Source organism: uncultured Intestinimonas sp. (assembly GCF_944387725.1).
GTDB lineage: Bacteria > Bacillota > Clostridia > Oscillospirales > Oscillospiraceae > Intestinimonas.
Window position 1 is genome coordinate 21,065 of sequence record NZ_CALXGA010000002.1, and the last position, 20,677, is coordinate 41,741.

21 protein-coding genes are annotated in these 20,677 nt (G+C 60.9%); 16 read left to right on the forward strand and 5 right to left on the reverse strand.

Annotated features, from left to right (window positions below; translation table 11 throughout):
* Window positions 1–12 precede the first annotated feature (12 nt).
* The 4 genes from Q0K09_RS00460 to Q0K09_RS00475 all read right to left on the reverse strand — a co-directional run bounded on the left by Q0K09_RS00460 (window position 13) and on the right by Q0K09_RS00475 (window position 2,728).
* On the reverse strand, window positions 13–726 hold the full coding sequence (locus tag Q0K09_RS00460) for an ATP-dependent Clp protease proteolytic subunit (RefSeq protein WP_294471480.1): 714 nt from the start codon (window positions 724–726) through the stop codon (window positions 13–15).
* Between the two features lie 103 nt (window positions 727–829).
* On the reverse strand, window positions 830–1,312 hold the full coding sequence (locus tag Q0K09_RS00465) for a hypothetical protein (protein ID WP_294471483.1): 483 nt from the start codon (window positions 1,310–1,312) through the stop codon (window positions 830–832).
* A 31-nt stretch (window positions 1,313–1,343) separates the two neighbouring features.
* Complete coding sequence (locus Q0K09_RS00470) at window positions 1,344–2,075, reverse strand: hypothetical protein (RefSeq protein ID WP_294471486.1); 732 nt, start codon at window positions 2,073–2,075, stop codon at window positions 1,344–1,346.
* An 86-nt stretch (window positions 2,076–2,161) separates the two neighbouring features.
* Window positions 2,162–2,728: a uracil-DNA glycosylase gene (locus Q0K09_RS00475; RefSeq protein WP_294471490.1), complete on the reverse strand. Its 567-nt coding sequence runs from the start codon at window positions 2,726–2,728 to the stop codon at window positions 2,162–2,164.
* A 595-nt stretch (window positions 2,729–3,323) separates the two neighbouring features.
* On the opposite strand from Q0K09_RS00475, the gene aspS reads away from it, so the two are divergent.
* The 16 genes from aspS to Q0K09_RS00555 all read left to right on the forward strand — a co-directional run bounded on the left by aspS (window position 3,324) and on the right by Q0K09_RS00555 (window position 19,061).
* Window positions 3,324–4,646, forward strand: a complete 1,323-nt coding sequence (aspS, locus tag Q0K09_RS00480) for an aspartate--tRNA(Asn) ligase (protein WP_294471492.1) — start codon at window positions 3,324–3,326, stop codon at window positions 4,644–4,646.
* A 20-nt stretch (window positions 4,647–4,666) separates the two neighbouring features.
* Window positions 4,667–4,954, forward strand: a complete 288-nt coding sequence (gene gatC / locus Q0K09_RS00485) for an Asp-tRNA(Asn)/Glu-tRNA(Gln) amidotransferase subunit GatC (RefSeq protein WP_294471495.1) — start codon at window positions 4,667–4,669, stop codon at window positions 4,952–4,954.
* Between the two features lie 13 nt (window positions 4,955–4,967).
* The gene (gene gatA / locus Q0K09_RS00490) at window positions 4,968–6,443 is read left to right on the forward strand and encodes an Asp-tRNA(Asn)/Glu-tRNA(Gln) amidotransferase subunit GatA (protein WP_294471497.1); all 1,476 of its coding nucleotides are present in this window, start codon (window positions 4,968–4,970) and stop codon (window positions 6,441–6,443) included.
* Between the two features lies 1 nt (window position 6,444).
* Window positions 6,445–7,890, forward strand: a complete 1,446-nt coding sequence (gatB, locus tag Q0K09_RS00495; protein WP_294471500.1) for an Asp-tRNA(Asn)/Glu-tRNA(Gln) amidotransferase subunit GatB — start codon at window positions 6,445–6,447, stop codon at window positions 7,888–7,890.
* Window positions 7,891–7,988: 98 nt separating this feature from the next.
* Entirely contained in the window at window positions 7,989–8,633 is a 645-nt protein-coding gene (locus Q0K09_RS00500; protein WP_294471502.1) for a YigZ family protein, read from the forward strand.
* 98 nt (window positions 8,634–8,731) lie between these two features.
* Window positions 8,732–9,736: a deoxyguanosinetriphosphate triphosphohydrolase gene (locus tag Q0K09_RS00505; protein WP_294471505.1), complete on the forward strand. Its 1,005-nt coding sequence runs from the start codon at window positions 8,732–8,734 to the stop codon at window positions 9,734–9,736.
* 58 nt (window positions 9,737–9,794) lie between these two features.
* Window positions 9,795–11,564, forward strand: coding sequence for a DNA primase (dnaG, locus tag Q0K09_RS00510; protein ID WP_294471508.1), 1,770 nt, complete (start codon window positions 9,795–9,797; stop codon window positions 11,562–11,564).
* A 151-nt stretch (window positions 11,565–11,715) separates the two neighbouring features.
* Complete coding sequence (gene rpoD, locus Q0K09_RS00515) at window positions 11,716–12,939, forward strand: RNA polymerase sigma factor RpoD (protein WP_294471652.1); 1,224 nt, start codon at window positions 11,716–11,718, stop codon at window positions 12,937–12,939.
* A 13-nt stretch (window positions 12,940–12,952) separates the two neighbouring features.
* The gene (locus tag Q0K09_RS00520) at window positions 12,953–13,417 is read left to right on the forward strand and encodes an NUDIX domain-containing protein (RefSeq protein ID WP_294471512.1); all 465 of its coding nucleotides are present in this window, start codon (window positions 12,953–12,955) and stop codon (window positions 13,415–13,417) included.
* Window positions 13,418–13,427: 10 nt separating this feature from the next.
* Window positions 13,428–13,772 carry a hypothetical protein gene (locus Q0K09_RS00525; protein ID WP_294471515.1) on the forward strand — a complete coding sequence of 115 codons (345 nt, stop codon included), beginning with the start codon at window positions 13,428–13,430 and terminating at the stop codon, window positions 13,770–13,772.
* Window positions 13,773–14,008: 236 nt separating this feature from the next.
* The gene (locus Q0K09_RS00530) at window positions 14,009–15,199 is read left to right on the forward strand and encodes a pyridoxal phosphate-dependent aminotransferase (protein WP_294471518.1); all 1,191 of its coding nucleotides are present in this window, start codon (window positions 14,009–14,011) and stop codon (window positions 15,197–15,199) included.
* 158 nt (window positions 15,200–15,357) lie between these two features.
* Window positions 15,358–16,797: an adenylosuccinate lyase gene (purB, locus tag Q0K09_RS00535; protein ID WP_294471523.1), complete on the forward strand. Its 1,440-nt coding sequence runs from the start codon at window positions 15,358–15,360 to the stop codon at window positions 16,795–16,797.
* A 32-nt stretch (window positions 16,798–16,829) separates the two neighbouring features.
* Window positions 16,830–17,810: an ATP-dependent 6-phosphofructokinase gene (locus Q0K09_RS00540; protein ID WP_294471526.1), complete on the forward strand. Its 981-nt coding sequence runs from the start codon at window positions 16,830–16,832 to the stop codon at window positions 17,808–17,810.
* A 12-nt stretch (window positions 17,811–17,822) separates the two neighbouring features.
* On the forward strand, window positions 17,823–18,206 hold the full coding sequence (locus Q0K09_RS00545) for a helix-turn-helix domain-containing protein (RefSeq protein ID WP_294471528.1): 384 nt from the start codon (window positions 17,823–17,825) through the stop codon (window positions 18,204–18,206).
* A 64-nt stretch (window positions 18,207–18,270) separates the two neighbouring features.
* Window positions 18,271–18,774 (forward strand): YbhB/YbcL family Raf kinase inhibitor-like protein, encoded by a 504-nt coding sequence (locus Q0K09_RS00550; protein WP_294471531.1) that lies wholly within the window; start codon window positions 18,271–18,273, stop codon window positions 18,772–18,774.
* On the forward strand, window positions 18,771–19,061 hold the full coding sequence (locus tag Q0K09_RS00555) for a hypothetical protein (protein ID WP_294471533.1): 291 nt from the start codon (window positions 18,771–18,773) through the stop codon (window positions 19,059–19,061). Before Q0K09_RS00550 ends, Q0K09_RS00555 begins: the two co-directional genes overlap by 4 nt.
* A gap of 95 nt (window positions 19,062–19,156) precedes the next feature.
* Here the strand turns inward: Q0K09_RS00555 and Q0K09_RS00560 are convergent, their stop codons facing one another.
* Complete coding sequence (locus Q0K09_RS00560; protein ID WP_294471535.1) at window positions 19,157–20,398, reverse strand: 6-phosphofructokinase; 1,242 nt, start codon at window positions 20,396–20,398, stop codon at window positions 19,157–19,159.
* Between the last annotated feature and the right edge of the window lie 279 nt (window positions 20,399–20,677).

Consider the following 20,677-nt stretch of genomic DNA (forward strand, 5'->3'; position numbering starts at 1 on the left):
GGGCGGCAGAGGCTATGAGGGTTTTCGCTGGGCGGCGATCTTCTCGTGGAGACAGTCCAGGGCGTCGCTGAGGCTGCCGGTGCGGTCGATGAGGCCCAACGACACGGCCTGTTCCCCATAGAGGACGCTGCCCACGTCGGCGGCCAGCTCTCCTGTTTGAAGCATCAGCCTTGTAAAGTCATCTCGCTTCACATTGCTATTTCGGGTGATAAAGTCGAGGATGCGCTCCTGAATGCGTGTAAAGTAGGTGAAGGTCTGGCTGACGCCGATGACTGTCCCGGACAGGCGCACCGGGTGGATGGTCATGGCCGCTGTGGGGGCGATGAAGGAGGTCTGGGCCGAGACCGCCAGGGGCACGCCGATGGAGTGCCCGCCTCCCAGCACCAGGGAGACGGTGGGTTTCTTCATGCCGGCGATGAGCTCCGAAATGGCCAGCCCCGCCTCGATGTCGCCTCCCACGGTGTTGAGGAGGAGCAGGAGCCCGTCGATGTCCTCGCTCTCCTCCACAGCGGCCAGCAGTGGGATGACGTGCTCGTACTTGGTGGATTTGCTGGAGGGGGGCAGAACCTGGTGGCCCTCGATTTCCCCCACAATGGTTAGCGTGTAGATGGCGCCCTGAGTGGTGCGGATGGTGGCGGAGCCCATGTCCACCGCCTGCTGCCGGCGGTCCTGGCGCTGGCTGTCGCCGGTTTCTGTCTCTTTGGTCTCCTGAGTCTCTTCTGTCATAGCTTCTTTGCCCTCCTTGAGTCTGTTTGGGACCAGTTTGCCCGGAATAGAGTCCAAACATGCAAAAGGGCCGCCTGCAGGCGGCCCGAAAGGAGGTTCCGATTCAAAGGGAAGACAGAACGGCCCCAAATAGGCTCCAGATGGCCAGTGCGGACAGAATGGCGCCCACAGTCCTAAGGAAAGTCATGGGTTTGCCCTGAACGTTCGCGCGGCAAAGCTCCTGATCCAGCTGGACCGGATCGGCTGCCAGGGCGGTTTCCCCCGTCCAGAGGGAACGGCTCCGAACCATCTTACAGGTGCAGAGATACTTCAATTCGTTCTGGAGCTCCCGGGCCTCTTGACAGGAGAGCCTCTGGGCCGGGACGCAGGGCGTGGCGAAAAGCAGCTCCCTGGCCTGGGGAAGCGAGAGGGTCAGCCTTCGAGCCAGGCACTGAGCGGTCAGCTCCATGTCTCCACCCGCGTCTTCCAGAATCAGGTCATAGCGGTCTGCGTGACCTGGAGGGGTCAGTGGATAGCCGCAGTGGACGCACCAGGCGGCCTGGTCGGAGATCTGCCGGCCGCACTCGGGACAGGGGAGTAGGGGCATGGAAAGGGCTCCTTTCTATTTCGTTGTAAGGTCACCCCTCTGTGGGAAGCGAGGGGGCCTCCTTTTTGGGAGACCCCTCTCCGCAGGAGGCCAGCAGCCTCTCCAGGGTGGCGTCGTGCTCGGAGAACTCTGTAAGGACCTGAGAGAGGGCCTTATCCACCCGGCCCAGCTCACTGGAGGCGTGGGAGAGGGTGGCCCCCACGTCCTCCCGGAGCCGGGAATAGCCCGCCTTGACCTGGCTGAGGAGCTGCTCCGTCCCGGATTGGACCAGCTTGGCCCGTTGGGCTGCCTGTTCCTCGACGTCCTTGGCCCGCCGGGCCGCCTGCTCTTCAATGGCCTGGGCCCGGCGGCGGGCCTCCAGCTCGATGGTGGCCGTGCGGTCCTTCAGGTCGGCGTAGGCCTGGGCTCCCTGCTCCCACTGGGCGCATTTCTCCCGCAGGATGGACAGCTCTTCCCGCATCTCCCCGGACTCAGATTGGAGTTGGGCGAGATCGGCCTGAGCGGTATCCCGGCCGGCTGCGGCGTCATCCAGGAGCTTGCGGAGCTCCTCCACCTCTTTTTCCAGGGCAGCGTTCCGTTTTTGGAGGGCCTGGTTCTCCTTTTTGGCAGACTCTCCCTCCTTTCGGGCGGCGTCCACCTCCTTGCGGAGCTCGGTCAGGTGCTCCTTGGACTGCCGGGCGCTGGCTTCGATGTAGTTCAAAACATCCTGCCGGTTGAAACCGCCCACTACGGCGGTCCGAAAGGTGCTCTCGGAAGGATTCATTTGCATATGCCCCATCTCCCGTCTTTTTCAACAGTTTACCATAAATCCAGGCGCAGCTCAACACTCCCGGTGGGAGTTTCCCGTGGTCAACCGGTGTGGACGCAGATCTCCCGCATTTTGGCCTGGAGTTTTTTCAGGTCCTCGAAGGCCTCCGGCCGCTTTCTGGGGTCCCGGAGGAGGGCGGATGGGTGGTACATGGCCATCATTTGGATACCGGCCTTCTCGAACCAGAGACCGTGCTCCCGGGTGATCTTGAAGTCCTCCCGGATGAGCCGGACAGCGGCGACACGGCCCAGACAGACGATGATCTTGGGGCGGATGAGGGCCACCTGGTTCCGAAGGTAGCCAATACAGGCGTCCATCTCCACATTGAGGGGGTCCCGGTTCTGGGGCGGGCGGCACTTGACCATGTTGGCGATGAAATATTTGGAGCGGTCCAGGTCAATGATGGACAGCATTTCGTCCAGAAACTTCCCCGCCCGGCCCACAAAGGGGCGGCCAGTCAGGTCCTCCTGCTCACCGGGGCCCTCCCCGATGAACATGACCTCGGCCTCACGGCTCCCCTCGCCGAAGACCACATTGTGGCGGGTCTCGGCCAGAGCGCACTTCTGACAGGCGCGGCAGGTGCGCTCCAGCTCAGTCCAATCCAGCATAAACAAATTCCCCATTTCCTGTGAGTCTGACAGGATTATACCACAAAGCAGGGGGGACGGGAAGCCCTGTTGTTTGATAAATTTGACGGTTGACATTTTCTTGAGAAGCGCATATACTACCCACAGCAAAGGCGATGACAAAGACCGCCCCCCGTGAGGGCCGCCAGAGAATCCGGGCCGCCGACTGAGAGCCCGGTCCGGCAGGATGGGGAGGCGCAACGCTTTCGAGCTGGGGGTTCGAGTCCCGCGAGGGAGGAGGGCTCCCCGTATCCCCGCGTTAAGGGAACGAAGCGGCCGCTTCAAAGGGGAGGCGGCAATCTTTGGGTGGTACCGCGGAATGTTCCGTCCCGAGACTGCAGGAGGCAGTTTCGGGATTTTTTGTTTTTCCGCCCCTAGGGCTTGTTTGAAAAATGGCAACATGCCCAACCGGCGGGTCTTTTGCCCCCTGGACGGCGCAATTTTTCCTTGCAATCCGCCAGGATTCCTGCGAAAAAATTGCTTGCCAGCGGCCCAAAATCCCTCCCTGCTGGACACATCGCCAATTTTCAAACAAGCCCTACACCCCAACCAATTTGAAAGAAAGGACGTGAACGGTATGGAATTTCTGGCAGATGGCCGGCAGAGCCTGCGGCTGGAGTGGAAGGACATCATGGGAGGGGCCCATCGAAATGAGACCGTTCAGGTCTCTGGCATGGTCCACGCCAAGCGCCCCATGGGGGGCGGACTCACCTTTTTGAAGCTGCGCAAGCAGGACGGCGTTCTCCAGTGTACTTGCGATGGCCTGGACCTCTCCCAGGTGCCGGAGGAGGCCGCCGTTGTGGTCACCGGAACCCTCCGGGACGAGCCTCGGGCCCCCGGCGGGGTGGAGCTGGCGGCCCGGGCGGTGAAGGTCCTCTCCCGGCCGGCGGAACCCATGCCGGTGCCGGTGGCCAAGGCCAAGCTCCATTTGAATCTGGACACTGAGCTGAGCCTGCGGCCGGTGCTCCTGCGGAACCTGCGGGAGCGGAGCATCTTCCAGATTCAGGCGGGCCTGTGCCGGGCCTTCCGTGAGTATCTCCAGGGCCAGGGCTTTACCGAAATCCATACCCCGAAAATCGTCCACGCCGGGGCGGAGGGCGGATCAAACATCTTCCGGCTGGACTACTTTGGACGCAAGGCATTCCTGACACAGTCCCCGCAGTTTTACAAGCAGACCATGGTGGGAGTCTTTGAACGGGTCTTTGAGGCGGCTCCGGTCTTCCGGGCGGAGAAGCACGCCACCATCCGCCATCTCAACGAGTACACCAGTCTGGATCTGGAGATGGGCTTCATTGACTCCTTCCAGGACGTAATGGCGGTGGAGACAGGGTATCTCCAGTATGCCATGGCCTTGCTGGAGGGGGAATATGGGGAAGACCTAAAGCGCCTGGAGGTTACGATCCCGGATGTCAAACGCATCCCCTGCGTCCGCTTCGATGAGGCTAAGGCCCTGGCTGCGGAGAAATACGGCTACCGGATTCGGGACCCCTACGACCTGGAGCCAGAGGAAGAGCACGCCATTGGCCGGTACGCCAGGGAGGCGTGGGGGAGCGACTTTGTCTTTGTCACCCACTACCCCAGCAAGAAGCGGCCTTTCTACGCCATGGATGACCCGGCCGACTCCCGGTATACCCTCTCCTTTGACCTGCTCTTCCAGGGGGTGGAGGTCACCACCGGAGGGCAGCGTATCCACGACTACGCTCAGCAGGTGGCCAAGATGGAGGCCCGGGGTATGGATCCGGCGGAGTTTGAGAGCTACCTTATGATCCACGAGCACGGGATGCCCCCCCACGGCGGACTGGGAATCGGTCTGGAGCGGCTGACCATGCAGCTCTGCGGGCTGGAAAACGTGCGGTATGCCGGTCTGTTTCCCCGGGATCTCTCCCGGCTGGAGCCCTGAATGAGATGGAGGTCTGCAAGATGAAGATTACAGAAGAGATGGTGGACTATGTCTCCACCTTATCCCGGCTGAAGCTTCCCCAGGAGGAGAAAACCCGGATGGCCGGAGAGCTGGAACAGATTTTGGCGTTTATGGACGTGCTTAATGTCCTAGATACGTCGGAGGTGGAGCCCATGAGCCACGTCTTCCCGGTGAAGAACGTCCTGCGGCCCGATGCGGTGGAGCCCTCCGCCGACCGGGCGGAGCTTCTGAAAAACGCGCCGGTACCGGACCTGGAGGCTTTCCTGGCGCCAAAAACCGTGGAATAGGGGGGAAGACAGGATGGAATTGTGGGAGCTTACCGCCCTGGAGCTGGGCGGTCTGATACAAAAAGGGGAGGTCTCCCCAGTGGAGGCGGCCCGGGCGGCCCTGGACAGGCTGGCCGGGGAGCAGCCCCGGAACAACGCCTTTGTCACCACCCTGGAGGAGGAACAAGTCCTGGCGCGGGCCAAGGCGGTGGAGGCGGTCCTGGGCAGGGGAGAGGCCCTCTCCCCTCTGGCCGGAGTACCCATGGCCCTGAAGGACAACATCTGCACCCGGGGGATCAGGACCTCCTGTGCCTCGAAAATTCTGGGGGACTTCGCGCCCCCCTACAACGCCACCCTGGCGGAGCGGCTTCAGGCCGCCGGCGGAGTTCTGCTGGGGAAGCTGAACATGGACGAGTTCGCCATGGGCTCCACCTCTGAGACCTCCTGGTACGGCCCCACACGAAATCCCTGGGACCTGGAGCGGGCGCCCGGCGGATCCTCCGGCGGGGCGGCGGCGGCAGTGGCCGCCGGGGAGTGCTGGTACGCCATCGGATCCGACACCGGGGGCTCCATCCGCCAGCCCGCCTCCTACTGCGGAGTCACCGGCATGAAGCCCACATATGGCACGGTCTCCCGATATGGCCTCATTGCCTACGCGTCCTCTCTGGACCAGATGGGCCCCCTGGCCCGGTCAGCCGCCGACTGCGCCGCCGTCCTGGACCTGGTGATGGGCCGGGACCGGCGGGACAGTACCAGCCTGGACGTGCCGGTGGGGGGACTCCTGACCTCCCTTGCTGGGGACATCCGGGGGCTGCGCATTGGCCTGCCCGCCGACTGCTTCGGGGAGGGTTTGGACGGGGAGGTCCGCGCCGCTGTCCTGGCCGCCGCCCAGGTGCTCCGGGACCGGGGGGCCGTGGTGGAGGAGTGCGTTCTGCCCATTATGAATTATGTGGTCCCCACCTATTATATTATCGCCTCCGCCGAGGCCAGCAGCAACCTCTCCCGGTTCGACGGGGTGAAGTACGGCTGGCGGGCGGAGGGCTATGAGGATCTCACTGATCTCTATGAGAAGACCCGGACCGAGGGCTTCGGGGCCGAGGTGAAGCGCCGCATCCTCCTGGGGACCTTCGTTCTCTCCACCGGGTACTACGACGCCTACTACAAAAAGGCCCTCCAGGTCAAAGCGGTCATCAAGGAGGCCTATGACGCCGCCTTCCAGCAGTATGACCTGCTCCTCACCCCGGTGTCCCCCACCACCGCCCCCCGGCTGGGGGAGAGCCTCAAGGACCCGCTGAAGATGTACCTCTCGGACATCTACACCGTCCCCCTGAACCTGGCGGGCCTGCCGGGACTCTCCATGCCCTGCGGCTTTGACGGGCAGGGTCTGCCCATCGGGGCCCAGCTCATCGGCCCCGCCCTGGGGGAGGCCAAGGTCTTGGCCGCCGCCCACGCCTTCCAACTGGAGACCGACTACCACAGACAGAGCTCCGCCGGAAAGGAGGCCTGCTGAGATGCCCTGGGAAACCGTCATCGGTCTGGAGACCCATGTGGAGCTCGCTACCCAGACCAAGATTTTCTGCTCCTGCACCACCGCGTTCGGAGGGGAGCCCAACACCCACTGCTGCCCGGTGTGCACCGGAATGCCCGGCACTCTGCCGGTGGTCAATGAAAAGGTGCTGGAGTTCGCCGTCAAGGCCGGCCTGGCCCTGAACGGGGAGATCACCCGGCGCTGCAAGTTCGACCGAAAGAACTACTTCTACCCCGATCTGCCAAAGGCCTACCAGATCTCCCAGCTCTACCTGCCTATCGTCCGAAATGGAAAGGTGCCCATCCGCACGGAGAGCGGCGGTGAGAAAGTCATCCGCATTCACGAGCTCCATATGGAGGAGGATGCGGGCAAGCTGGTCCACGACCCCTGGATCGATCAGACCCGGTGCGATTACAACCGCTGTGGAGTGCCCCTGATCGAGATTGTCACGGAGCCAGATTTCCGCTCCGCAGAGGAAGTCATCGCCTACCTGGAGAAGCTGCGCTCCACCCTTCAGTACCTGGGGGTCTCTGACTGCAAGATGCAGGAGGGGTCTTTGCGTTGTGATGTGAATCTGTCGGTGCGCCCGGCGGGCTCCCAGGATCTGGGGACCCGGACCGAGATGAAGAATCTCAACTCCTTCAAGGCCATTGCCCGGTCCATCGCCTATGAGTCCCGGCGGCAGATTGAGGCCCTGGAGGAGGGAAAGCGGGTGCTCCAGGAGACTCGCCGCTGGGACGAGAACAAGGACGCCACCTTCGCCATGCGTTCCAAGGAGAACGCCCAGGACTACCGCTACTTTCCCGATCCGGACATCCCGCCTCTTGAGCTCACGGAGGAATACCTGGACCGTCTCCGGGCCCAGATTCCCGAGATGGCAGAGAAGAAGGCGGTCCGCTACCAGACCCAGTGGGGCCTTCCGGCCTACGACGCCCAGATGCTCACCGGGGAGAAAGCTCTGGCCGGCTTTTTCGAGGAGACGGTAAACCTGGGGGCCCCGCCCAAACAGGCTTCCAACTGGATCATGGGGGAGGTCCTCCGGAGGCTCTCGGCCGACGGGCTCGAGGCCGGAGAGATGGCCCTGACCCCCGGGACCCTGGCACGGATCATTGCCCTGGTCCAGGAGGGGAAAATCAACCGGAACACGGCGGTGAAGGTCTTCGACGCCGTCTTTGCCGGGGACGGCGATGTGGACGCCTATATCCGAGAACACGGTCTGGAGCAGGTCTCTGATGCCGGACTAGTGGGGCAGGTGGTGGAGCAGGTCCTGGCCGCCAACTTCAAGTCGGTGGAGGACTACCTGGGCGGCAAGGAGAAGGCCTTCGGTTTTCTGGTTGGCCAGGTCATGCGGGAGCTTAAGGGCCAGGCTTCCCCCCAGGTGGTAAACCAGACCCTCCGGGAGAGGCTGGAAGAAAAGAAATCCATGTGATATAATGAGTCTGCCTGTTTCCAGGCGGAGGTACAGGGCGCAGGCCTCCGCCCTGTACCTCCGAAAGCCGGAACGGATGGGAAAGGATGGATGCCGCTATGACGGAATACTATATCCCCACAGGCCACTCAGAGACGGAATTCACGGAAAAACGCTCCCGCTTCCTTGGCCAGGTTTGGCGGGTGGAGACGGAAGAGGAGGCCAGAGCCCGGATTGATGAGACAAAAAAACGCTTCCACGACGCCCGGCACAACTGCTGGTGCTACCTTCTCCGAGACCCCGCTGTGGAGCGCTACTCTGATGACGGGGAACCCCAGGGCACAGCGGGACAGCCCATGCTGGAGGTCTTCCGCCGGGTGGGGATTACCAACGTATGCTGTGTGGCAACCCGGTATTTCGGCGGTGTCCTGCTGGGGACCGGTGGCCTGACCCGGGCCTATAGCCGCTCTGCCAAGGAGGCTTTGCACGCCGCCGGCATCTCGGTGGTCCGCCGCTGGGTAGAGGTGGAGCTTACCTGCCCCTACCGCCTCTACGAACGGGTGAAGCTGGAGGTGGAGGAGGCGGATGGCCTGCCGGTGGAGACAGACTACGCCGCCGACGTAACCCTCCACGCGCTGTTTCCAGAAGGAAAGGTAAAAGACTTTACAGACCGGATCGCAGAAGTGACAGCGGGGGAATCAGCACCTGTTGTCATCGGAGAGACGTTAAGGGATATACCTTTACAAGAATGCTTCAACGGATAAGTCGTGAATAATTTGTGAATTCTGCTCCGGGCGGCAGGATTTTTCCCTGCCCACGGCGTATCTTCTCATTAGAGCCCAATTTTGGGAGGTGAAAGTCCTTGACGGAGAGAGAACGGAGAGAGGAGCAGGAGCGGCAGATGCTCTCCCCCTTTGCCTGCCGGGCAGTGGACTCCCGGGGGCGCCTGCGGCCGGTGGAGCCCTGCCCGGTGCGGACCTGCTTCCAGCGGGACATTGACCGCATTGTCCACTCAAAGGCCTTCCGGCGGCTGATGCACAAGACCCAGGTCTTCCTCCAGCCGGAGGGGGACCACTACCGCACCCGGATGACCCATACCATTGAGGTTGTGCGCATCGCCCGAACCATCGCCCGGGGGCTCCAGCTCAACGAGGACCTCACTGAGGCGGCTGCCTATGGCCACGATCTGGGGCACACCCCCTTTGGTCACGCCGGGGAGCGGGTCCTCAATCAGATTATGCCCGGGGGTTTTGAGCACAACGTCCAGTCCCTGCGGGTGTTGGACCGGCTGGAGAACGACGGGGATGGCCTGAACCTCACCTATGAGGTCCGCCGGGGTATCCTTTGCCACACCGGGCCGGACATGGCTGAGACCTTGGAGGGACAGCTTCTGCGGCTGGCGGACAAGATTGCTTACATCAACGCCGACATCGACGACGCCATGCGGGGCGGCATCATCTACCCCATGGATATCCCGCTGGAGATTTCCAATGTTTTGGGCTTTACCTACTCTGACCGCATCGACACGCTCACCACCGACATCATCCGGGAGAGTGCCGGCATCGGCGTCCTCCGGCAGTCTGAGCCCTGCCGGGAGGCCATGGCCAACCTGCGGGCATTCATGTTTGAGCATGTCTACCGAAACCCGGTGGCCAAGGGGGAGGAGTCCAAGGCCCAGGAGATGCTCCTCCACCTGTTCGAGCACTATTGCCGGGGCCCGGACAGGCTTCCCCCGGAGTTCCAGGACATCCGGGAACGGGAGGGCGTGGAGCGGGCGGTGTGCGACTATATCGCGGGCATGACCGACAAATACGCGGTGGAGAAATTTTCCGACGCCTTTATCCCCATCTCCTGGGGCGTGAAATGAAAAAATCGTATGAAAGAACGGTCATCCGGCCAAAATAGACCGAAAGGGGGGTGCAAGAATGGCCATTCCAGCCCATTTCATCGACGAACTGGCGGCCCGCTGCGACATCGCGGATGTGGTGGCCGACTATGTTCCCCTCACCAGGAAGGGGGGCAGCTTGTGGGGCTGCTGTCCCTTCCACAGTGAACGGACCCCATCCTTTCATGTAGTGCCGGAGCGTCAGATGTATAAGTGCTTCGGCTGCGGTAAGGGCGGGGGTGTCATCAACTTCATCATGGAGATGGAGAACCTCTCCTACCCGGACGCGGTGCGCTTCCTGGCTAAGCGGGCGGGACTGGAGGTCCCGGAGGACCGGGAGGGCAGCGGCGCCTTCCGCAGGCGGCGGGAGCGGCTGCTGGAGCTCAACCGGGAGGCCGCCCGCTTCTTCCATGCCAGCCTTCGGAGCCCGGAGGGCCGGGCAGGAGTGGATTACCTCTTCGGCAGGCGGAAGCTCTCCAAGGCCACCGTCACCCGATTCGGTCTGGGCATGGCCCCGGAGGGCTGGGACAACCTCATCACAGCCATGGTGGCCAAGGGCTACGAAAAGAGCGACCTGTTGACCGCCGGACTGGCGGTCCGCAGCAAGGAGGGCCGGGTCTACGACCGCTTTCGGAACCGTGTCATGTTCCCCATCATCGACCTGCGGGGGGATGTCATCGGCTTTGGAGGACGGGTTTTGGACGATTCTTCCCCTAAGTACCTCAATTCCCCAGACACCCCGGTGTTCAACAAGGGGCGTAATCTCTTCGCCCTGAACATCGCCAAAAAGTCCCGGCTGGGCCGGATCATCCTGACAGAGGGGTATATGGACACCATCTCCCTCCACCAGGCGGGCTTTGACTGCGCGGTGGCCTCCCTGGGCACGGCCCTGACCTCTGAACACGCCCAGCTCCTGTCCCGGTACACCAAGGAAGTGGTCATCGCCTACGATGGCGATGGGGCGGGGGTCTCGGCGGCCCAGCGGGCCATCCCCATTTTGGAGAAGACCGGCATGAAGGTGCGGGTTCTGCGGATGAAGGGGGCCAAGGACCCCGATGAGTTTATCAAGCAGTACGGCCCGGAGGCCTTTGCCAAGCTTCTGGACCAGAGTGAGAACCATATCGAGTACCGCATCGACCAGGTGAAGGCCAAGTACGACCTTACCGACGACGCCCAGCGGGTAGAGTTTCTCAAGGAGGCGGTGGAGGTGGTAGCCGGGCTCCACAGCCCAGTGGAGCGGGAGGTCTACGGCGCCCGCTGTGCCGATCTGGCGGGTATCTCCGCCGAGACCATGGCCCAGGAGGTCCGGAGGGAGCGCTCCCGCCGCGCCAGAAAGGAACAGAAGCAGCAGGAGCGCCGGGATCTGACGCCAACGGTCCAGCTCCAGCCCAAGGAGCGCACCCTGCGCTACGAAAACCTGCACTCCGCCCGGGCGGAGGAGGGGGTTGTGCGGCTGGTGCTGCTGGACCCGGAGCTGTTCCGAAGGACGGGGAGCCTGACGCCGGAGGCGTTCTCCTCGCCTCTGCTGGGCAAGACCTACCGCCTCCTGCGGGAGCGCTGGGAGGGTGGGCTGGCGGTCCAGCTCTCGGCCCTGGCCGGGGAGCTGGAGCCAGAGGAGATGAACTGCCTGACCGGCATCGTCCAGCGGCCGGAGTCCCTCCAGAACGGAGCGGCGGCCATGTCGGACTACATAGAGATCATTCAGGATGAGGCGGAAAAACGCAGCCTCCCGGGGGACCGGGACGCCCTGCGTGTGCTTCAAAAAAAGCTGCTAGAGAAAAAAGCATATGGAGGATATGCCCATGAGTGAAAAGAGAGTGCTGGATATGCCGTCCGATCCCCTGGAGAGCCCCCAGGCCAACAGCCAGCCCCAGGGGGAAAAGCCCCAGGCCAACAACCAGCCCCAAAAGAAGAACGACACCATCAGCGGCGAGAAGCTGGAGGCCGGTAAGATCGAGCTGATGAAGGTGGTCGCAGGGGTTCAGGGGGCGGAAAAACTGGCGGAGCTTCTGGACCGGGGAAAGAAGAAGGGGAAGCTCTCTTCCAGCGAGCTCATGGACGTTCTGGAGGAGCTGGACCTGGAGAGCGAGCAGCTTGACAAGATCTATGACACCATGGAGAACATGGGCATTGATACCTCCGGGGAGGACTACCTCCCTGAGCTGGTAGACGATGTGCCCCCTCTGGAGGAGATCGAGGAGATTCCCGAGGAGGAGATTGTAGACCCCAACACCCTGGTGGACTCCTTCGGCATCGACGACCCGGTGCGGATGTATCTCAAGGAGATCGGCAAGGTCAATCTGCTGACCCCGGAGGAGGAGGTCCAGCTGGCCCAGGATATGGGGGCCGGAGACGCGGCCAAGTCCCAAATGGAGGAGCTGGAGGCGGCCAAGGCCCGGGGGGAGGAGGTTTCCCTGACTCCCGAGGAGGATAAGGCGCTTAAACGGGCTGTCAAACGGGGAGAGGCCGCCAAGCAGCGCCTGGCTGAGGCCAACCTCCGGCTGGTGGTCTCCATCGCCAAGCGGTATGTGGGCCGGGGAATGCTCTTCCTGGACCTCATCCAGGAGGGTAACCTGGGCCTCATCAAGGCCGTGGAAAAGTTCGACTACACCAAGGGCTATAAATTCTCCACCTATGCAACCTGGTGGATTCGCCAGGCCATCACCCGGGCCATTGCAGACCAGGCCCGGACCATCCGCATCCCCGTCCATATGGTGGAGACCATCAACAAGGTTATCAGAGTCTCCCGTCAGCTTCTCCAGGAGCTGGGACACGATCCCTCCCCGGAGGAGATCTCCGAGGAGATGAACATGCCGGTGGACAAGGTCCGGGAGATTTTGAAGATCGCCCAGGAGCCTGTGAGTCTGGAGACCCCCATTGGCGAGGAGGAGGACTCCCATTTGGGAGACTTCATCCCGGACGAGGACGCCTCCGAGCCCTCTGAGGCCGCCAGCTACACCCTCCTCAAGGAGCAGCTCATCGACGTGCTGGACACCTTGACCCCCAGGGAGGAGAAGGTCCTCAAGCTCCGCTTCGGCCTGGAGGATGGCCGGACCCGCACCCTGGAGGAGGTGGGCAAGGAGTTCAACGTCACCCGGGAGCGCATCCGCCAGATCGAGGCCAAGGCCCTCCGTAAGCTCCGCCACCCCAGCCGGAGCAAGAAACTCAAGGACTTTCTGAACTGAGAGTGGATCGCGTATGGAAATCCGTTTTTACGACCAGGCGCTGGACAGCGACCTGAAATTTGCCGTGGTGGCAGCCCGGGTGGGGAGCCGGTGGCTCCTCTGCCGCCACCAGGACCGGTCCACCTGGGAGTTTCCGGGCGGGCACCGGGAGACGGGGGAGGATATCTACAGCGCCGCCTTGCGGGAGCTGTGGGAGGAGACCGGCGTCACCGAATGCCAGTTGGAGCCCGTGGCGGCCTACGGTCTCTTCCAGGAGGGGGAGGAGCCCTCCTTTGGGGCCCTCTTTTTCGCGGAGGTCCGGGAACTGGGGGAACGGCCGTCCGGATTTGAGATCGCGGAGAACCGTTGCATGGATGGCCTGCCGGAGGAGATGACCTACCCGGAGATTCAGCCCGCCCTGATGGGACAGGTTCAGGCGTGGCTGGCTGGGGGCGGCTTCCGTTCTGAGGAAGAAGACCTGATGGAGCTGCTCTTTTAGCTGCCCCGGGGTGGAGAGCTGGAAAGGGTTCACATTTTATTTACAGCTCATTCAAAATTTGTCCAATCATTTTCCACTGGGGCATGGTACACTATCCATGTGGTCAGGAAAGCAGAAAAAAGATTTACCCCTCCTCCTCTCTCAAAAAGAAGCGCGGGCTCGTTTCAGCGGGCCCGCGCTTCTTTTTACCGGTACTTTGCAGAGAGGCAGCCGTTTTCTTCGGACGAGGGTTTGTTTGAAAAATAGCAATGTACCCAGCGGTGAGGAATTTTGGGTTTCTAACAAGCAATTTTTTACAGGAATCGGGACGGAACAAAAAGAAAACCGCAAAAATCCAAAAACTTTACACATTTGAAACATCTTCTCCCTTCTTCTTTAATATCTTTCCCTTATGATAGAACATGCAAGGGACAGTTTCTTCGTTTCATTGTATCCTCTTTCCTTTTTGGCAGCGGGCCGGACGTCAGGAGCAGGCGTTCGGCCCGCTGCCATTTCCATGCGGTTTTTTCCGGTATTTCTTGCAATTCCCTCTCTGTCATCTTATAATGGAGCCGGTTCGATACTCTGTGTTTCATAGGGAGGAATACACACATGAAAGAGCTGTCACAGATTGCCGCTGGAGTCCAGGCCTCCACCACCCTGGCCATTGACGCCATGTTCAAGCAGATGAAAGCGGACGGGGTGGACGTCATCGGCTTTGGAGCGGGAGAGCCAGACTTTAATACGCCGGACCACATCAAAGAGGCGGGGAAGGCCGCCATCCGGGAGAACTTCACCCGCTATACCCCCACCGCCGGCATTCTGGATTTGCGTCAGGCTGTCTGTGACCGGCTCCGGGCCGACTGCGGCCTAGACTACCAGCCCAGCCAGATCGTGGTGGGCAGCGGCGCCAAGCACTCCCTGTACGGCGCTCTCCGGGCCCTGGTAAATCCAGGAGACGAGGTCATCATTCCCGCGCCCTACTGGGTGAGCTATTACGAGATGGTCCGCATGGTGGGGGGCGTCCCCGTCATTGTCACCGCCCAGGAGTCCGCCGGCTTCAAGCTCACGCCGGAGCAGCTCTCCGCAGCGGTGACCACCAGGACCAAGGCCGTCCTGCTCAACAATCCCTCCAACCCCACCGGCATGGTCTACAGCCCCGAAGAGCTCCAGGCCCTGGCCGGCGTCTGTGTTGAGCGGGACCTCTACGTCATCGCCGACGAAATCTACTACCGCCTGGTCTATGATGGACGGAGCTTTACCAGCTTCGCCGCACTGGGGGAGGACGTCAAAGCGCGTACCATCGTTATCAACGGTGTCTCCAAGTCCTACGCAATGACCGGCTGGCGGGTGGGCTATGCCGCCGCGCCGGAGGCCATCGCCAAGGTAATCTCCAACTACCAGAGCCATTCCGCCGGAGCAGCCTGCTCCATCGCCCAGAAGGCCGCTGTGGCCGCCCTGGCCAGTCCCCAGGACGCAGTGGAGACCATGCGCCAGGCCTTCGAGGCCCGCAGAGACCACCTGGTGGAACGGATGAACGCCATCCCCGGCGTGAGCTGCCTCAAGCCCCAGGGGGCGTTCTATGTCATGATGAACCTCAGGGCGCTCTTGGGAAAGGAGCTCCATGGAACCGTTATCCAGAACGCGGACGACTTTGCCGACGCCTTTCTGAAGCATGGCCTGGTGGCTACAGTGCCTGGTACCGGCTTTGGCGCACCGGAATTCGTCCGCTGGTCCTACGCTACCTCCATGGAGAACATCGACGCAGGTCTGGACCGGCTGGAGCGTTTTTTGCAGGGCTGAGGCCCACAGCGGAAAGGAGAGGGGAGGGGCGGCTTCTCTCCCCTCCGGCAGAAGGGAATGCAAAAACTGGTGATATCTTCGGAGCGGACCTTGTGTCCGCTCCATTTTTATGGTATGATGCTTTTCAGTGAAAGTGCTGTGACAGGAGGCTGTGCCCAATGCGCAATACCAAGATTTATGAAAGCCCGCTCTCCTCCCGCTATGCCAGCGAGGAGATGCTTGCCCTCTTTTCCCCGGACAAGAAGTTTACCACCTGGCGGCGGCTCTGGGTAGCCCTGGCCCGGGCCGAGATGGAACTGGGGCTCCCGGTGACCCAGGAGCAGGTGGACGAGCTGGAGGCCCATGTAACCGACATCAACTACGATGTGGCAGCCGCCGAGGAGAAGCGGCTCCGCCATGACGTCATGGCCCATGTTCACGCCTACGGCGCCCAGTGCCCAAAAGCCATGCCCATCATCCACCTGGGGGCGACCAGCTGCTATGTGGGGGACAACACTGACATCATTCTTATGCGGGAGGGCCTGGAGCTGATCCGGGATAAGCTGGTGCGGGTGCTCCATACGCTGTCCCTCTTTGCTGACAAGCATAAGTCCCTTCCAACCCTTGGATTTACACACTTTCAACCCGCCCAGCTTGTGACTGTTGGCAAACGTGCCGCCCTCTGGATGAACGAGCTTTTGATGGACCTGGAGGAGGTGGAGTACCGCATTTCCACCTTGAAGCTGTTGGGCTCCAAGGGGACCACCGGCACCCAGGCCAGCTTTCTGGAGCTTTTCGACGGGGACCATGAGAAGGTGAAGCTCCTGGAGGCAAAGATTGCAAAGGAAATGGGCTTTACAGAAGTTGTACCTGTCTCTGGCCAGACTTATTCCAGAAAAGTGGACGCCAATGTCCTGGCCGCACTCTCTGGAATCGCCCAGTCGGCCAGCAAGTTCGCCACCGACCTGCGGCTGCTATGCCACCTCAAGGAGGTGGAGGAGCCCTTTGAGAAAAATCAGATTGGATCTTCGGCCATGCCCTACAAGCGCAACCCCATGCGGTGCGAGCGCATCTGCTCCCTGGCCCGGTACGTCATTGTAGACGCCGGAAACCCGGCTGTCACCGCCGCCACCCAGTGGTTTGAGCGGACCCTGGATGACTCGGCCAACAAGCGCATCTCGATACCCGAGGCATTCCTGGCGGCGGACGCCATTTTGAACATCTATGAAAACGTCTGCTCCGGTCTGGTGGTCCACGAGAAGGTCATCCGCCGCCACATTTTGGAGGAGCTGCCCTTCATGGCCTCAGAGAACATCATGATGGACGCGGTGAAGCGGGGAGGGGACCGTCAGGAACTCCACGAGCGCATTCGGGTACTCTCTCAGGAGGCCGGCCGGAACGTGAAGGACCTAGGTCTGGACAACAACCTCATCGACCTCATCGCGGCGGACCCCACCTTTGGCATGAGCCGGGAGGAGCTCACCGCCCATCTGGAGCCGGAGCGCTATATTGGCCGCTGCCCGGAGCAGGTGACGGAATTTCTGACTCAGCACATCCAGCCGGTGCTGGACAAATACCCGGAAGCCCTTCAGGGCGCGGACGTGGACCTCAAGGTATAAGCAATCAAAAATAGAGAAGGGAGTGCGTCATGATGTCTAATGCAGTAAACAGGATCGGAGTCTTTACCAGCGGGGGAGACGCCCCCGGCATGAACGCTGTCATCCGCTCGGTGGTCCGTACCTCGGTCCATATGGGCATCGAGTGCATCGGCATCCGCCGGGGCTACAACGGCCTGGTTCACGGGGATTTCATCCCCCTGGACTTTGACAGCGTCAGCGGGCTGAGCCGCCGGGGCGGCACCATGCTCTACTCCGCCCGCAGCGAGGACTTCAAAACCGATGCCGGGCAGGAGAAGGCGGTGGCCACCTGCAAGCTGCTGGGTCTGGACGGCGTGGTGGGCATCGGTGGAGACGGCACCTTCCGGGGATTGCTGGCGCTCTCCCGGCGGGGCATTGCTGTGGTGGGGGTGCCGGGCACCATTGACAACGACATCGCCTGTTCCACCTATACCATCGGCTTTGACACCGCCTGTAACACCGCCCTGGAGTCCACGGACAGGCTGCGGGACACCATGCAGTCCCACGAGCGCTGCTCTGTGGTGGAGGTGATGGGCCGCCACGCCGGCCACCTGGCCCTCTATGTGGGGGTAGCCTGTGGAGCCACCTGCGTCTTGGTCCCGGAGCGGGAGGTGAACTTTGAGCGGGATGTCATCGAGCCCATTCGGAAGTCCCGTCTGGGCGGGCGGACCCACTTTATGGTCATTGTGGCCGAGGGAGTGGGGAGTGCCTATGATGTGGCCAAGAAAATCACAGAAATCACCGCCCTGGACACCCGGGTCACTGTGCTGGGCCATGTCCAGCGGGGAGGCGCTCCCACCGCCCGGGACCGGGTGGCGGCTACTTATATGGGCTATGAGGCTGTGCGGCTTCTGGCGGAAGGGAAGACCAACCGGGTGGTCTGCGTCCAGGGAGAGACCTATGTGGACTATGACATCAACGAGGCTCTGGAGATGAAAAAGGGCCTGGACGAGCAGACCTACACCGTCATGCGGGCGCTGACGGGGGTGGAATGAGATTTCCAGGAAATGAAAATAAGAAGTGTTTACACATGCCCGCTTGAGCTGACCCACGATATGATGAAAGGGAAGTGGAAGCCGATCATTGTGTGGCGCCTTCGGCTGGGTCCAACCTCTCTGTCCAAGCTGGAGCATGACATTGAAGGCATTACGCAGAAAATGCTGCTCCAGCATCTCAAGGAATTGATGGCGCTTGGCTTTGTGGGGAAAACCGTCTATGAGGGCTATCCGCTGAAGGTCGAATATTTTCTGACAAGCCCGCAGGGGGAAAAGCTGCTGTCCGCCTTGAAAATCATGCAGGAGATTGGCATTGACTACATGCTTGGGCATGGGATGCTGGATGAATTGGAGGCAAGGGGCTTTTGCCTGAGATACCCACAAAAAAGTAAGTAATTTACAGACTCTCTCGATACTGATATAATGGCCCCGTCTCAAAACGTGATGGAGGTATGACCTTATGAAAGTTGTCAGTGCCGGAATCAAAAACGGCGTCATCGAAGACAAGTATGGCAAGCATGGAGACCACTTTAATCAGAATGGCGTGCCCACCTGGTCGCTGCCCTTTGAAATTCTGGATGCACCGGAACATGCAAAGAGCTTCGCGGTCCTCCTGGAGGACAAGGATGCCTACCCGGTCAGCGGGGGCTTCTCCTGGGTGCACTGGCTGGCCGCCAATATTACCCGCCGGAAGATCGAGGAAAATGAAAGTCAGATCGCCACTGACTTCGTGCAGGGCGTAAACAGCTGGATTAGTATCCAGGGAGGGCAGCAGAGCAAGGAGCTCTCCTCGTTTTACGGGGGGATGGCGCCGCCAAACGAGCCGCATCTGTATGAGCTGCATGTCTATGCGCTGGATACCATGCTGGATCTGAACAATGGTTTTATGCTCAATGATCTGTTCCATGCCATGGAAGGGCACATTTTGGATCAGTACACACTTAAAGGAGAATATCGAAATTGAGCACCCTGGAAGCTGTCATGCTGATTTGCTTTGGAGCCGCCTGGCCGTTTTCCATCTATCGGTCCGCCACATCAAAATCGACCAATGGCAAAAGCCTTGCCTTTTTGCTGGTGCTGATTCTGGGATATCTTGCGGGCATTTTGAATAAGATTTATTTCAACTATGATGTGGTTCTGTATCTGTATATTCTGAACCTGATAATGGTCTCCACGGACGCCCTGCTCTGGCTCCGCAACAGAAGATTGGAAAAGCTCCGTCACACACAAGACAGTCCAGTCACAAAATGAGCTCAAAAAGCGCCACGAAGAAGTGCGATCACCGCATCTCTTCGTGGCGCTTTTATCATGCGTATTGGGAGTCTTATTGGGATTGACGCACAGCTTTACACAGAGGCCAGGACCTTTTTCAGCTTGGCAAAGCGGGGGAGGGAGTGCTCCTTGGGCCGGTCCGGCTCCCCTTGAATGAGGGGAAGCACATAGTCGATGAAGGGCTGCTCCACGCCGTTGCCCGCGGCGTTGATCCACTCCCGGGGCACCTTTTTCTCCACGTTGGCCACGATGTCCAGGGGCTGGAGGACCGCCTTGCAGGTGTATTTACCGTTGTCCCGCGTACACTCGAACGCCACCATCTTGTCGGTCTCGCCGGCCACAGCAGACTCCACAGCTACACGGCCGGCCATTTTGGCCTCCTCCACGTCGGTGTGGGAAGCCAGATGGGACCCGCAGCGCTGGAGCAGAGAGAGTTCAATGCCCCGGACCTTGGCGCCGGTGCGCTGCTTGATAAGATCGGCCAGCTTTACCGCCAGGCCGCCCAGCTGAGCGTGGCCGAAGCCGTCGGTGGCGGAGGTCTCCGCCTCGGAGACAAAGCGGCCGTCGGCGTAGTGGATGCCCTCGGAGACAGCCACCATGCACTTGCCGGTCTTGTCGTAAATGGCGGTGACATCGGTAATGAACTGGTCCAGGTCGAAGTCTACCTCGGGGAGGTAGATGAGGTCGGGCCCGCAGCCGGCCCAGGTGGCCAGGGCGGCGGATCCAGCCAGCCACCCGGCGTGACGGCCCATGATCTCGACGACGGTCACCATGCCGGTGTCGTAGACGTGGGCGTCATGCCAGACCTCCATGCAGGAGGTGGCGATATACTTGGCGGCGCTGGCAAAGCCGGGGCAGTGGTCGGTGCCGTTGAGGTCGTTGTCAATGGTTTTGGGGATGCCCATAATGCGGCACTCGTAGCCTACCTTCTGCATATACTTGGAAATCTTGTTGCAGGTGTCCATGGAATCGTTGCCGCCGTTGTAGAAGAAGTAGCGCACATCATACTTCTTGAAAATCTCCAGGATGCGCTTGTAGTCGGTGTCATCCTGGTCGGGGTCAGAGAGCTTGTAGCGGCAGGAGCCCAGGGCGGAGGAGGGGGTGTTCTGGAGCAGCTCCAGCTCCTTGGGGTCCTCCTGACCCATATCGTACAGCTTATCGTCCAGAACACCCTTAATTCCGTGAGCAGCGCCCAGCACCCGGGTGATGCAGTCGGCCTTCAGGGCCGCCTGGATCGCGCCCTGGGCGCTGGCGTTGATGACAGAAGTGGGGCCGCCGGACTGCCCGATGATGCATGCGCCTCGAAGTTCGGTCATGTTTGGTCCTCCAATCATACCATTCGTATCATTTTGGAAAAACTTTCATGTGAAAGTTCATTCTGCGCAAATATCATATCATAACCTCTTGCATTTATCAACTATTGCTGGTAAAATTAGAAAAGAAAAAGAGGGGACGTCCCTCTCGGCTTTGTTTGAAACTTGCCGGTGTGCCCGGCGGCGGGGATTTTGGCCGATGGCAGGCAGTTCCGACCCAGGAACCCCCGGATTTCAAAGGGAATTGTACTGTCCAGGGGAAAATCTGTCCATCGGACATGC